Consider the following 13,444-nt stretch of genomic DNA (forward strand, 5'->3'; position numbering starts at 1 on the left):
GCGCGGCGGTCCTGGTGGTCCATGCGGGCGCGGAGCTCGGCGCAGCGGGCCGTGGCGCGTTCGTGGTCGTCGCGGATCCAGGCGAGGTCGAGGCGGAGGGCGTCGGCCTCTTCCCGGGAGGCGGCCGCCCGGAGCATCCGCCCCAGTTCGACCTGGCGTTCCGCCGCGTAACGCTGTTCGCGGAGCATGACGTCGAGCCGGTCGCCGAGGGCGTCGCGGCCGCCCGGCCGGGCATCGTGGGCGGCGAGCGAGGCGCCGTGCAGGGCCCGGGCCCGCCCGGTCTCCTGGGCGGCGGTCCCGGCGCCGTGTCCGGCGGCGAGATCCTGCAGGAGCGCTTCGACGACGTCCCACGGCGGGACCTCCCAGCCGTCCAGGCAGGCCCGCATCCCGTCGGGGTCGCGCTGCCAGAACACCGCGCACCAGCCGCCGCCCTGATCGAGCCGCTCCATCAGGCCGTTCAGGTATTTCGCGAACTCCCGTACCTGTCCCGGGAGTTGTTCCACAGCCATCACACAACTCCCCGGCAGACTGGAGTACTCCGGTCCGGTAGAAAACACCAGCCGTGTTACGGAACGGCTACGGGGAGTTTTCGGACTGGCCGCAGAGTCCTGTGATCCCGCGGACGGCCGATGTGCGTCACACCTCGGCCGGCACGCAATCGCCCGCCAATCGGTCCATCGACAGCCCGAGCACCCGCGCCAGCGCGGCCACCGTGAAGAACGCCGGGGTCGGGGCCCGGCCGGTCTCGATCTTGCGGAGGGTCTCTGCGGAGAGACCCGCGTGCGCGGCGACGTCCGCCATGCTGCGGCCGCCACGGGCCTCGCGCAGCAACCGTCCGAGGCGCTCGCCTCGTTCACGCTCTTCGGGGGTCAAGGGGGTGCGTACCATGCCACCATTCTAATACCGGTATAGTAATTGGCATGGTGGAACTGAAGACAGACACATCGATCGACGCCATGTACGCCGCCGGCCAGGTCGTCGGCCGGGCCCTCACGGCGGTGCGGGAGGCCGCGGACGTGGGCGTCTCCCTCCTGGAGCTGGACGAGGTGGCGCACGGCGTGCTGCGCGGGGCGGGAGCCGGCTCGCCCTTCCTCGGCTATCGGCCCTCGTTCGCCCCGACCCCCTTCCCCGCGGTCATCTGCGCCTCCGTGAACGACGCGATCGTGCACGGCATCCCGACCGGCTACCGGCTGCGCGACGGCGACCTGGTCTCCATCGACTTCGGCGCCGAACTGGACGGCTGGGTGGGCGACTCAGCGATCAGCTTCGTCGTCGGCGAGCCGCGCGCCGCCGATCTGCGCCTCGTCGAGACCGCCGAGCGCGCTCTCGCCGCCGGCATCGAGGCGGCCGTCGTCGGCAACCGCATCGGCGACATCGCGCACGCCGTCGGCGCGGTCTGCCGCGCGGCGGGGTACGGCATCCCGCAGGACTTCGGCGGGCACGGGGTGGGCCGCCGTATGCACGAGGACCCGCCCGTCCCGAACGAGGGCCGACCCGGCCGCGGCCTCGCCCTGCGCCACGGCATGGTCCTCGCGATCGAGCCCATGCTGATCGGCGGCGGCGCCGACGGCTATCACGAGGCCCCCGACGGCTGGACGCTGCGCACGAACGACGGCTCCCGCGCCGCCCACGCGGAACACACGGTGGCGATCACGGACGCGGGACCCCGCATCCTGACCGCACGCCAGGACGGCGCGCCGAACATCTCTGCCGACGCGCCGTCGCACCACTCCTGAGCCGCTACGACGCCGGGGTCACCACCATCGCCGACCCGCCGCCGCGGCGTACCCTCTCCGCCGCCGCGAGCCACTTGCCGCCCGGCAGCCGCTGCACTCCCGTCGCTGCGCCGATCTCCGGGTTCAGCTTGAAGGCATGGCCAATGGACTGCAGCTGGGTGCGCAACTCGCTGTTGTACAGGCCCGGTTCGAGTTCCGTGGTGGCGGCGTTGCGCTGACTGGCGCGCGGTGCCGCGATGGCGTCCACCAGGGGAAGGCCGCGGTCGAGGAACCCCGTCAGGGTCTGCAGCACGGTCGTGATGATGGTGGCTCCGCCCGGCGAACCGAGCGCCACCACCGGCCTGTTGTTCCCGTCGAGGACGATCGTCGGCGAGATCGACGAGCGGGGCCGCTTGCCGGGTCCGGGCAGGTTCGGGTCGTGCACGGCCGGGTTCGCGGGGGTGAAGGAGAAGTCGGTGAGCTCGTTGTTGAGCAGGAAGCCGCGGCCCGGGACCGTGATGCCGCTGCCGCCGGTCTGCTCGATGGTGAGCGTGTACGCGACGACGTTGCCCCACTTGTCGGCCACCGTCAGGTGCGTGGTGTTCTCGCCCTCGTACGTCGTCGGGGCCGCCGTGCCCCCGGATGCGCAGGCCGCGGGATGCCGCGGGTCGCCGGGCGCGAGGGGGCTGGTCAGCACCGCGTCGTCGTGGATCAGGCACGCCCGCGAGTCGGCGTACTTCTGCGACAGCAGCTGCGTCGTCGGTACGTCCTCGAAGGCGGGGTCACCCACCCAGCGCCCGCGGTCCGCGAACGCGATCCGGCTCGCCTCGATGTAGTGGTGCAGGTACTGCGCCTCGCTCGCCTGCGAAAGGTCGGTCCTCTCCAGGATGTTGAGCGCCTCGCCGACCGTGGTGCCGCCGGAGGAGGAGGGCGCGATCGAGTAGACCTTCAGTCCTCGGTACGACGTCTTCGACGGGGCCTGCAGGTTCGCCTCGTACGCCTCGAGGTCCTTCTGCGAGAGGTCGCCCGGGCGGGCGTTGTAGCCCGAGGCCGGGTCCACCGGCGGCTCGTTGACCGTGTCGACGATCTCCTGGCCGAGGTCGCCTCCGTCGTAGATCGCGTCGGCGCCCTCGCGGCCCAACTCCTCGTACGTGCGCGCCAGATCGGGGTTCTTGAAGGTCGAGCCGACCACCGGGAGCGAGCCGCCCGGCAGGAACAGCTGCGCCGTGTCGGGGAAGTTCCTGAACCGGGCCTGGTTGGCCTCGGTCTGCGAACGGAAGGTGGAGTCGACGGTGAACCCGTCGCGAGCCAGCCGTTCGGCGGGCCGCAGCAACGACTTGAGCCCCTTGCTGCCCCACTCGTCGAGGGCGGTCTGCCAGGTGGCGGGTGTGCCGGGCGTGCCCACGCCCAGCCCGCTGGTGACGGCGTCCGCGAAGGGGATCGCCTTGCCGTTCTCCACGAAGAGGTCGGAGTCGGCGCTCAGCGGGGCCGTCTCACGGCCGTCGATCGTGTGCACCGTACGGGACTTGGCGTCGTAGTAGACGAAGTAGCCGCCTCCGCCGACGCCCGACGAGTACGGCTCGGTGACCCCCAGCGCGGCCGCCGTGGCGACGGCCGCGTCCACCGCGTTGCCGCCCTTCTTCAGGACCTCGATGCCGGCCGCGGAGGCGTCCGCGTCGACGCTCGCCACGGCACCGCCGTAGCCGACGGCGACGGGTGTCTTCTCCGCCGCACGGACCCCGGGCGGCGCCGCCGCCCCGACCGACATCACCACCACCGAAACCGCCAGGACCGTCAGATTCCGCGCAAGAGGGCGACGCATGCGTACCTCCAGTCAACAACCGTCCGCGCAGCGTAACTTCACCGGCGCACTCCCGTCAGGACCCCCTCGAACACCGGTCCGCACGCCCGCTAGCATGCGCGCCCATGAATGACGACGTGCGCAACATCGTCCTGGGCGTGCTGGGGGCCGGCATCAGTGCCGCGCTCGGCTGGCTGGCCCGGACGTACCTGTGGAAGCGCAGGCTCCGCCGCAAGCAGGCCTTCTTCGGGCTGCCCGACAACTCCGAGTCGCTGATGGTGGTTCCCCGCGACCCGGCGAGCGCGGAGCTCGCGGTGCACCGCATCGACGTGTTCGCGCTGCTGGAGCTCTCCGCGCTGATCAAGGACTGCGGCGCGCACGCCCAGATCGTCAGCCAGGACACCGTGCTGCAGGGCTTCGGCGAGCGCACCGAGTTCTGCGTGGGCGGCCCGTCCTCCAACCGCCGTATGGCCGCGCACATCTCCGCGCTGCTGCCGGGCATCCGCTTCAACACGGACCCCGAACCCGGCCCGGACCGGGCCGCCTTCCAGATCGGCAGCGAGCGCTACCGCATGGAGGCGGGCACCACCGAACACGTGATCCTGGCGCGGCTGACGACCAGCGAGCCGCAGCAGTCGCGGCCCGTCTTCCTCTTCTGCGGCCAGCGCGCGATCACCAACCAGGCGGCGACCCGCTACCTCGCCCGCAACCACGAGCGACTCAACCGCAAGCACGGCAACAACACCTTCGTCCTCCTGCTGAAGGTCGTGAACTCCCAGGCGTACGGCCCGGATGTCGTCGAACTCGTCGCGGACGTGACACGGGTCGCCCAGACGCCGCTCCCCGCGCCCGCGCCGCCGCGCAACTCGCACCGGGCGTCCTCCTGACCCCGCTCCGCAGCGTGGGGGACATCGCGGGAGACGTCCCGAGGGACCCCCTCCGTTTGCGCGCGGAATGAGCACTTCAGCAGGGCCGACGCACACGAAAGGAGCCATCCCGCTCACTAAATGCACACTTCAACAATCGTTACCCGCGCGTAACTTACCGACGGGTTACCTCCAGTAAGGGGCCGAGGTTACCGTCGGGTCACTTTGCACTGACACGAGTGAGGAGTGACCCGTGGGACTCTCGCGCTACGCCCTGCGTACGACCGCCGTGGGCGCCGTCTCGGCGACACTGATCGCCGGCACCGCCCTCGGGCTCGCCCCCACCGCCCAGGCGGCGTCGGCCGGGGTCGACTTCGTCGACATCACCGGTGACGGCGGCACGATCCTGAAGGCCAATGTCGTCAAGCCGGCCGGCGCCGACGGCACGCACCGCTACCCGCTGCTCGTGATGCCCACGAGCTGGGCGCTGCCGCAGATCGAGTATCTCGCGCAGGCCCAGAAGCTCGCGGACTCCGGCTACGTCGTGGTCACGTACAACGTGCGCGGCTTCTGGCAGTCGGGCGGAGAGATAGAAGTGGCGGGCCCTCCCGACATAGCCGACGCGTCCAAGGTCATCGACTGGGCGCTCGCCAACACTCCCGCCGACGCACAGCACATCGGCATGGCGGGCGTCTCCTACGGCGCCGGGATCAGCCTGCTCGCCGCCGGGCACGACAAGCGGATCAAGGCGGTCGCCTCGCTGAGCGGCTGGGCGGACCTGATCGACTCGATCTACTCGGGCCGCACCCAGCACTCCCAGGCGGCCGCCCTGCTGAACGGCGCGGGCACCATCACCGGGCGCCCCAGCGCCGAACTCCAGCAGGTCTTCAAGGACTTCTTCGCCTCCAACCTGGCCAAGGAGCAGGACATGCTCAACTGGGGGGCGAAACGTTCCGCCACGACGTATCTGGACCAGATCAACGCCAACGGCGCCGCCATCATGATGGCCAACGGCTGGGGCGACACGATCTTCCCGCCCAACCAGTACGCCGACTTCTACGAGAAGCTGACCGGCCCGAAGAGACTGGAGTTCCGCCCGGGCGACCACGCCACCGCCGAGCTGACCGGACTGTTCGGGCTGCCCAACGACGTGTGGACCGACACCGAGCGCTGGTTCGACCACTACCTCAAGGGCGACGACAACGGCATCGACCGCGAACTGCCCGTCGAGCTCAAGTCCCGCTCCACGGGCGGCTACGAGGGCTACCCGGACTGGAAGTCGGTGGGCGCGACACAGCGGAAGATCGCCCTCGCGGGCACCACGACCATCCACACGAACGTCGACTCGGGCGCGGACGGCGGGATCATCTTCCTCTCCAGCATCCTCGACCAGATCGCCCAGCTGCCCCCGGTGGCGTCGATCCCGCTGCTGCCGCGCTACTGGGCGGCCGTGTGGCAGTCGGAGAAGTACACGAGTGCCCAGTACGTGCGCGGCACCACCAAGCTGCACACCACGCTCACCCCGACCAAGGAGAGCGGCACCCTCGTCGCCTATCTGTACGACGTGGGCCCGCTCGGCCTCGGCAAGCTGGTCAGCAACGCGCCGTACACCTTCCACGGGCGTACACCCGGCAAGCCGTTCGGCGTCGACCTGGAACTGTTCTCCACGGCCTACGACGTTCCGGCAGGGCATCGTCTCGCCCTGGTCGTCGACACGGTCGACCCGCTCTACATCGAGCACAACCCGTCCGGCGCGCAGCTGACCTTCTCCTCGCCGGCGAACGACCCGTCGTACGTGTCGATTCCGCTGCGCGAGCAGTGATCTCCGGCTGCTGCCGGGCGGGCCTGGCCCTATGGCTACTGCACTCCCCCGCACCGCGAGGGCGTGAGGGTTCCTCCTGGCAGCAGCGTCCCTGGTTCGGCCGGTGCCACGTCCACGGCCTCGGTCTCGGGACTGCGCCGCTCACGCCGGGCCACCCATCGGGCGGACCGGGAAAGCAGCATGCACATCCCGATGCAGATCGGCGAGATCACCATCACCACGGGGATGAACGGCAAATCGTAGTCGAGGTTCGACGCGATGAGCCTCCCGGCATGGAGGAACTCCTCATCGGTGATCAGAAAGCCGAGCGAGGTGTCCCTGAGAATCACCACCAACTGACCTGCGACGGCGGGCAGTACGGCCCGCAGGGCCTGTGGGACGAGGACGTACGACATGACCCGGGTCCTGCGCATACCGAGCGCGAGCGCGGCTTCCCGTTGCCCGCGGTCGACGCAGTGGACGCCCGAGCGGAACACCTCGGCGAGCACCGAGCCGTGGTGGAGCGTCAGTCCGGCGACCAGTGCGGGCAGCGGCTGGGCCCTGAGCGCCACGAGGACGAAGAAGATCACCACCAGCACGGGCAGGGCACGGAAGAACTCGACGACCACCGTGGCCGGCCGGCGCACCCACCAGTGGTGCGACAGCCGCCCCGTCGCGAGGACGAAGCCGAGCGCGGGCGAGAGCACGGCGGCGCTCCCGAAGGCCTTGAGCGTGATGCCGAGGCCGCGCAGCAGAAGTTCCCGGGTGCCCGGGTACTCGAAGGGCCTCCACTTCGTAGGGATGAACTGGCCGGTGTCGAACAGGAGAGAGAGGATCCAGGCGAGCAGACCGAGGATCAGGACGGCGCAGAGAATGCCGTAGGCGCCGCGGCGCGGCCGGGGACGGGGTCTCGTGAGGTCGTAAAGGGCGGCGGCGTCAAGGGTGTTGGCGGTCATCGGGCGGCTCCCCGGCGCTGGTCTTCTCCTTGCGCGGGGGCACAGCACACACGTGTCCTGCGGATCATGCGATGCACTCCCCCGCTCAGTGCTTGAGGATCTTGGAGAGGAAGTCCTTGGCGCGGTCGCTGCGCGGGTTGGTGAAGAACTCGTCGGGGACACGGTCCTCGACGATGCGGCCGTCGGCCATGAAGACCACGCGGTTGGCGGCAGAGCGGGCGAAGCCCATCTCGTGGGTGACGACGACCATGGTCATGCCGTCGCGCGCGAGTTGCTGCATGACCTCGAGCACCTCGTTGATCATCTCCGGGTCGAGGGCCGAGGTCGGCTCGTCGAACAGGAGCGCCTTGGGATCCATGGCGAGGGCGCGGGCGATGGCGACGCGCTGCTGCTGACCACCGGAGAGCTGGGCGGGGTACTTGTCGGCCTGGGAGACGAGACCCACCCGGTCGAGGAGTTCGCGGGAGCGCTTGTCGGCCTGCTCCTTCTTGCGTTTGCGGACCTTGATCTGGGCCAGCGAGATGTTCTGCAGGACCGTTTTGTGGGCGAAGAGGTTGAAGGACTGGAAGACCATCCCGACCTCGGCGCGCAACTGCGCGAGCGCCGTGCCCTCGTCCGGCAGCGGGACGCCGTCGAGCTTGATCGTGCCCGAGTGGATCGTCTCAAGACGGTTGATCGCCCTGCACAGTGTCGATTTGCCCGACCCCGACGGGCCGATGACCACGACCACCTCCCCCTTGCCGACGGTGAGGTTGATGTCCTGGAGGACATGCAGCTCCCCGAAGTACTTGTTCACGTCATGCAGCTCGATCAACGGATCGACAGCCATGCCCGGCCCTACCCACTCTCAGCTGTGTCGCAGTTGCCGCAAACTATCCAGACAAGAAGGGACTTAATACTCGACACGCACTTTTCGGGCACTAGGCGTATTTATCGAGTTTTCCGTTTACCGTCACTCCGCCGGCGTCACTCCGCGCGAGCGACGGCCCGCTCTATGTCTCCGACACCTCGGCGTACAGCTGCGACAGTTCGGGGGCGCCGCTGGAGGCCCAGGTGTGCCCGGAGGCGACCACGTCGATCTCGCGGCCGGAGGCCAGCCGCACCACGGGCTGGCCGTTGGGCCAGATCTCCCAGACGGCGCCGGGGACCGTGCGCACGATCACGGTGCCGAGGTAGAGCCCCGCGTCGTTGCCGAGCCAGGGCAGGGTCTCCTCGTCGTCGCGCCAGCGTGGCAGCAACTGGTCGAGCGCCTCCAACGAGGCCGCGGAGTCGTCCAGTTCGACCCCCGCCTGCTGTGCCTGGGAGCGCAGCAGCTCGCACTCGGAGAGGAGTTCGGCGATGCCCTCGTGATCGTGGTCACCGTCGGAGAACACCGCGACGCCGAAGGCGAGGCCGCGCTTCTTGCGCCAGTTGCCCAGGAAAGGGATGTTCATACGCCCAGCGTGTCATTCACGCCGCCCCTCGCACCACAGGCGCGCGGAGCCCTCCGGCGCAGGGGAGTTCGCCGGGAGCCGGCCGGGGAGTTCGCGCCATCTTCACGTCCGCCTCGTTGACGGGTCCTCTGCGCATCCTTAACTTCATGGCGCAACCGTCACCTCGCCGGCACGGGAGAGGGGTCATTCGTGCGCCGAAGCCTGTGGGGTCGGGTGGTTGTGCTCACGCTCCTCCTCTCGGCCCTTCCTCTCGGAGCGGCGGCCGCGACGGCCGCCCCCGGGCCGCTCCCTCTGGAGCGCCTCTTCGACAACACCGCGGTGAGTGACGACACGCGGCCCACCGAAGCCGACTTCGACGGCTTCGGCGGCTCCCTGTCGGCGCAGGACCTGACCGCCGGGGGGTGGACCCCGGGCCGTTCGCTGACCGTCCAGGGCGCGCGGCTGACCTGGCCGCGGCGCGCGGCAGGCGAGCCGGACAACGTGCGCGCGGCCGGCCAGTCGGTCCGCGTGCACAGCCGCGGCAACGCGCTCGCCTTCCTTGTCTCGGGCACGGGCGGCGCCGACGTGGGCGGTACGGGCACGGTGCGGTACGCCGACGGCGGCCGCGCCCCGTACCGGTTGACCGCCCCGGACTGGCGCACCGGTCCGCTCGCCACCAAGGCCGTGGCACTGCCGCACCTGAACACTCCCGACGGTCAACTCGGCCTGAAGGTACGGCTGTACGTCATGACGGTGCCGCTCGCGCGCGGGCGCGAGGTCACGTCGGTGGACCTGCCGAAGGCGGACGCACTGCATGTGTTCGCGCTGTCGGTGCGGGCCTCGACGCGGGGCTGGACGGGCAGTTGGGCGGCCTCGACCTCCGGTTACACGGCCGTCGGTCCCTGGACGGACCGGACGCTGCGACTCGTGGTGCACACCTCGGTGGGCGGGCCGCGAGTGCGGATCCGGCTCGACAACACCTTCGCGGCGGCGCCGGTACGGATCGGCAGCGCGACAGTGGCCGTGCAGGCGGCCGGTGCGCGCCCGGCGACTCCGCCGGCACCGCTCGCCTTCCGGGGTGCGACGGGAGCCGAAATCCCCGCGGGCGCCCAGGTGTTCAGCGATCCGGTGGGTCTTGAGGTGCCCGCGGACGCCAACCTGCTGGTGAGCTTCCACCTCCCCGGGACGGTGGCGGCGGCGCCGGTGCACCGGCTCGCCGTGCAGCGGTCGTACGTCAGCGAGCCGGGCGACCACGCGGGCGACGGCTCCCCGGAGGCGTACACCTCGACGATCACGAGCTGGCCGCTGCTGACCGGCGTCGACGTGAGCGGCGGGCCCGGGTCCGTGGTGGTGCTCGGTGATTCGATCACCGACGGCGAGAAGTCCACGCAGGAGGCGAATCACCGCTGGCCCAATGTGCTGGCCACACGTGTGCTGAACCAACATGTGGTCCCGCACTATGGCGTCCTCAACCAGGGCATCTCAGCGAACCGTGTGGTCGGCGACCGCTATCCGGGCGACGGGGTCTCCACCGACACGGGCGGAGTCAGTGCGCTGCACCGCCTGGACCGCGATGTCCTCGCCCAGACCTCGGCACGCACGGCCGTGGTCTTCCAGGGCGTCAACGACGTCCGCTGGGGCGCGTCCGCGGACCAGGTCGTGGCCGGACTGCGGGAGATCGCCGCCCGCGCCCACGCCCGCGGGCTGCGCGTCCTGGCCGCCACGATCGCCCCCTGCGAGGGCGAGTCGCTGTGCACCGCGGCGGCTGACACCCGACGGACCGCGGTGAACGCCTGGATCCGCGCCGGCACGGACTTCGACGGCGTACTGGACTTCGACGCGGTCCTCCGGGACCCCGACCGCCCGGCCCGGCTCCTGCCCGCCTACGACAGCGGAGATCACCTGCATCCGGGAGACGCGGGCCTCGCGGCGCTGGCGGACTCGGTGGACCTCAGGCTGCTGTCGGCGTCATGAGGTCCGGGAGGCCGGTGCGGGTCACACCTCGAGGTCCACGACCACCGGCGCGTGATCGGAGGCACCCTTGCCCTTGCGCTCCTCACGATCCACGTACGCGTCCTTGACCGCCTTGGAGAACGCCTCGTTGCCGTAGACGAGGTCGATGCGCATCCCGCGGTTCTTCGGGAAGCAGAGCTGGCGGTAGTCCCAGTACGTGTACGGGTGCTCGTACTTCAGGGGGCGCGGGACCACGTCCGAGAGGCCCGCCTCGCGCAGGGAGGTGAGGGCGGCGCGCTCGGCGGGCGTGACGTGTGTGAGGCCCTCGAAGGCGGCAACGTCGTAGACGTCGTCGTCCGTCGGCGCCACGTTGTAGTCGCCCATCACCGCGAAGGGCCGGCCACCCGCCGCGTCCCCGGCGACGGCCGCCTTGAGCGCCTCGAACCACTGGAGCTTGTACGCGTAGTGCGGGTGGTCCACCTCGCGGCCGTTGGGCACATACACCGACCAGACGCGGATCGGGCCGCAGGTCGCGGAGACGGCTCGGGGCTCCTGCACGCTGTCGTAGCCGGGGTCGCCGGGCAGGCCCCTGACCACGTCCTCCAGGCCCACACGGGAGACCACCGCCACTCCGTTCCACCGGCCCGTCGCGTGCACCGCCGACTCGTAGCCCAGCTCGCGCAGCTCGTCGGTCGGGAAGCCCTCGGCCGTGGTCTTGGTCTCCTGGATGCACAGCACGTCCGTGCCGCTGCTCTCCAGCCAGGCCAGCAGCCTCGGGAGACGGGCGGTGATCGAGTTCACGTTCCAGGTCGCAATGCGCATGCCTCACAACCTACCGGGCGGGTACGACAACGCTCCCGCCCCCGCCCGTCGCACGCAGGCACGGCCGTGCTCAGACCTCGGCGGACGCCCCCGGAGCGAGCCGCAGGTGCTCGGCGCCGCCCAGGGCGCCGATCTGGTTGTCGTAGATCGGCCGGGCGAGATCGGTGAGGAGCGCGTCGTGGATGTCGTACGCGCGCTGCGGCTTGACCTCGCGGACGTACTCGATGACCTCGGAGATCTTGCTCCAGGGGGCCATGACGGGGAGCATCAGCGTCTCGACGGGGTGGTCGGGGACGGTGAGCGCGTCGCCGGGGTGGAAGACGCGGCCGCCGTCGACGAGGAAGCCGACGTTGGTGATCCGCGGGATGTCCGGGTGGATCACCGCGTGCAGTTCGCCGTGCACCTGGACGTCGAAGCCCGCGGCGGTGAACGTGTCACCGTGGCCGACGGTGTGCACCCGGCCGGGGAAGGCGGCGGAGATCTTCTCCGCGACGGACCTCAGGGTCCAGATCTCGGCCGCCGGGTTGGCTTCCAGGCCCGCCCGCAGCCGGTCCTCGTTGAAGTGGTCCAGGTGCTCGTGCGTGACCAGGATCGCGTCCGCGTCGAGCGCGGAGTCCTCCTCGCTGAACGTGCCCGGGTCGATGACGAGCGTCCGCCCGTCCTTCTCGAGGCGGATGCAGGCGTGCGACTTCTTCGTGAGCTTCATGGGTTCCATCCTGCCCCCGCCGGTGCGGCGACGGGCGGGCTGAGCCTGGTGCTCCTGCTGCCAGGCTCAAGATCACTCCTGTGATCACTCCTGGGGCGTGGTCTCCTCGCGGATGACCTGCTGTGCCACTTTGAAGGCGCTGTTCGCGGCCGGTACGCCGCAGTAGACCGCCGCCTGGAGGAGTACTTCCTTGATCTCGACGGGGGTGAGTCCGTTGCGGAGAGCGGCGCGGGTGTGGAAGGCGAGTTCGTCGAGGTGGCCGCCCGCGACCAGCGCGGTCAGCGTGACACAGCTGCGCGAGCGCCGGTCGAGCCCGGGGCGGTCCCAGATCTCGCCCCACGCGTAGCGGGTGATGAACTCCTGGAAGTCCCCGGAGAACGCGTCCGCCGATGCCAGCGCCCGGTCGACGTGCGCGTCGCCGAGCACCTCGCGGCGGACCTTGAGCCCCGCGTCGTAGGGGTCGGGTCTGTTGCCCAGCGCGACGGGCTGCGGGGCGGCCGGGGCGATCTCGGCGAGGGGGGCCGCCGACGGGGGCGGCGCGAGGACCGGCTTGACCGGGGCCGCCGGGATCGCCATCTGGCCGGTGGACGAGTCGAAGGCGGGCTGCCAGGCGGTGGAGAAGTGCCGGACGAGCAGGTCGGTGACCGCGGCGGGCTGCTCCACGGGCACCAGGTGCGAGGCGCCGGGTACGACCGCGAGCCGGGCGTCGGGGATCCCGGCGACCAGGGTGCGCGCCTCCGCGGGCCCGGTGACCTGGTCGTCGGAGCCGGCCAGGACGAGCGCGGGGACACCGATGCGGCCAAGCTCTGCCCGTATGTCGAACGCGGCGAGCGCCTCGCAGGCCGCGATGTAGCAACCGGGGTCGGTGGTGCGCACCATCTGCACGGCCCACTCGGTGATCGCGGGCTGCGCCGCCGCGAACCCGGTGGTGAACCAGCGCTCCGGTGACGTGCGCGCCATCGGGTCCAGCCCGTTCGTCCGGACGATCACCCCGCGCCGGCGGAACTCGTCCGCCGTCCCGAACCGGGGCGACGCGGCGATCAGTGCGAGCGAGGCGACGCGCTCCGGGCGGCGCAGCGCCAGTTCCATCCCGAGGGCGCCGCTGAACGCGCAGCCCGCGAAGCCGAACCGCTGCACGCCGAGCCCGTCGAGCGTGGCCAGCAGCCGCTGCGCGAGTTCGCTGACCGAACCGGAGGGGTACGCGGGGGCTCCGCCGTGTCCCGGCAGGTCGAACCGGAAGATCCGCCAGTGCTTCGACAGCTCCGGGACCTGGCGATCCCACATGTGCCAGGTCGTACCCAGTGAGGGACCCAAGATCAGGACTGGGGCGTCCTCTCGCCCGTCAAAGCGGTATTGCAGCGTGTTCGTCGGCGTCTCACTCACGTCCTGCACGCTCTCACATCTCACTGATT

Annotated in this window: 12 protein-coding genes and 1 pseudogene; 4 read left to right on the forward strand and 9 right to left on the reverse strand. The window is 70.7% G+C overall.

What is annotated here, in order from left to right:
- Both ABZS97_RS22430 and ABZS97_RS22435 read right to left on the reverse strand, forming a co-directional pair.
- Positions 1–509, reverse strand: a pseudogene (locus ABZS97_RS22430) (hypothetical protein); the annotation flags it as partial.
- 127 nt (positions 510–636) lie between these two features.
- Positions 637–888 (reverse strand): helix-turn-helix transcriptional regulator, encoded by a 252-nt coding sequence (locus ABZS97_RS22435; protein WP_356140071.1) that lies wholly within the window; start codon positions 886–888, stop codon positions 637–639.
- Between the two features lie 32 nt (positions 889–920).
- On the opposite strand from ABZS97_RS22435, the gene map reads away from it, so the two are divergent.
- The gene (gene map, locus ABZS97_RS22440; protein ID WP_356140072.1) at positions 921–1,736 is read left to right on the forward strand and encodes a type I methionyl aminopeptidase; all 816 of its coding nucleotides are present in this window, start codon (positions 921–923) and stop codon (positions 1,734–1,736) included.
- A 4-nt stretch (positions 1,737–1,740) separates the two neighbouring features.
- Here the strand turns inward: map and ggt are convergent, their stop codons facing one another.
- Entirely contained in the window at positions 1,741–3,537 is a 1,797-nt protein-coding gene (gene ggt, locus ABZS97_RS22445) for a gamma-glutamyltransferase (RefSeq protein ID WP_356140073.1), read from the reverse strand.
- Between the two features lie 104 nt (positions 3,538–3,641).
- On the opposite strand from ggt, the gene ABZS97_RS22450 reads away from it, so the two are divergent.
- Positions 3,642–4,403 carry a hypothetical protein gene (locus tag ABZS97_RS22450; protein ID WP_356140074.1) on the forward strand — a complete coding sequence of 254 codons (762 nt, stop codon included), beginning with the start codon at positions 3,642–3,644 and terminating at the stop codon, positions 4,401–4,403.
- Between the two features lie 232 nt (positions 4,404–4,635).
- Positions 4,636–6,204, forward strand: a complete 1,569-nt coding sequence (locus tag ABZS97_RS22455) for an alpha/beta fold hydrolase (RefSeq protein ID WP_356140075.1) — start codon at positions 4,636–4,638, stop codon at positions 6,202–6,204.
- A gap of 35 nt (positions 6,205–6,239) precedes the next feature.
- Here the strand turns inward: ABZS97_RS22455 and ABZS97_RS22460 are convergent, their stop codons facing one another.
- The 3 genes from ABZS97_RS22460 to ABZS97_RS22470 form a co-directional block, all read right to left on the reverse strand.
- Positions 6,240–7,139 carry an amino acid ABC transporter permease gene (locus ABZS97_RS22460; RefSeq protein WP_356140076.1) on the reverse strand — a complete coding sequence of 300 codons (900 nt, stop codon included), beginning with the start codon at positions 7,137–7,139 and terminating at the stop codon, positions 6,240–6,242.
- A gap of 85 nt (positions 7,140–7,224) precedes the next feature.
- A complete protein-coding gene (locus ABZS97_RS22465; protein WP_356140077.1) occupies positions 7,225–7,968 on the reverse strand; it encodes an amino acid ABC transporter ATP-binding protein in 744 nt (247 codons plus the stop codon).
- 163 nt (positions 7,969–8,131) lie between these two features.
- Positions 8,132–8,572, reverse strand: coding sequence for a DUF6278 family protein (locus ABZS97_RS22470; RefSeq protein WP_356140078.1), 441 nt, complete (start codon positions 8,570–8,572; stop codon positions 8,132–8,134).
- Between the two features lie 189 nt (positions 8,573–8,761).
- On the opposite strand from ABZS97_RS22470, the gene ABZS97_RS22475 reads away from it, so the two are divergent.
- Positions 8,762–10,525, forward strand: a complete 1,764-nt coding sequence (locus tag ABZS97_RS22475; RefSeq protein ID WP_356140079.1) for an SGNH/GDSL hydrolase family protein — start codon at positions 8,762–8,764, stop codon at positions 10,523–10,525.
- Between the two features lie 21 nt (positions 10,526–10,546).
- On the opposite strand, the gene ABZS97_RS22480 is transcribed toward ABZS97_RS22475, so the two are convergent.
- The 3 genes from ABZS97_RS22480 to pcaC all read right to left on the reverse strand — a co-directional run bounded on the left by ABZS97_RS22480 (position 10,547) and on the right by pcaC (position 13,415).
- Positions 10,547–11,326 (reverse strand): exodeoxyribonuclease III, encoded by a 780-nt coding sequence (locus tag ABZS97_RS22480; protein WP_356140080.1) that lies wholly within the window; start codon positions 11,324–11,326, stop codon positions 10,547–10,549.
- Between the two features lie 70 nt (positions 11,327–11,396).
- Positions 11,397–12,032 carry an MBL fold metallo-hydrolase gene (locus ABZS97_RS22485; RefSeq protein WP_356140081.1) on the reverse strand — a complete coding sequence of 212 codons (636 nt, stop codon included), beginning with the start codon at positions 12,030–12,032 and terminating at the stop codon, positions 11,397–11,399.
- Positions 12,033–12,116: 84 nt separating this feature from the next.
- On the reverse strand, positions 12,117–13,415 hold the full coding sequence (pcaC, locus tag ABZS97_RS22490; RefSeq protein ID WP_356140082.1) for a 4-carboxymuconolactone decarboxylase: 1,299 nt from the start codon (positions 13,413–13,415) through the stop codon (positions 12,117–12,119).
- Positions 13,416–13,444 lie beyond the last annotated feature (29 nt).

This window comes from Streptomyces sp. NPDC005485 (genome assembly GCF_040606085.1).
In the GTDB taxonomy this organism is placed as follows: domain Bacteria; phylum Actinomycetota; class Actinomycetes; order Streptomycetales; family Streptomycetaceae; genus Streptomyces.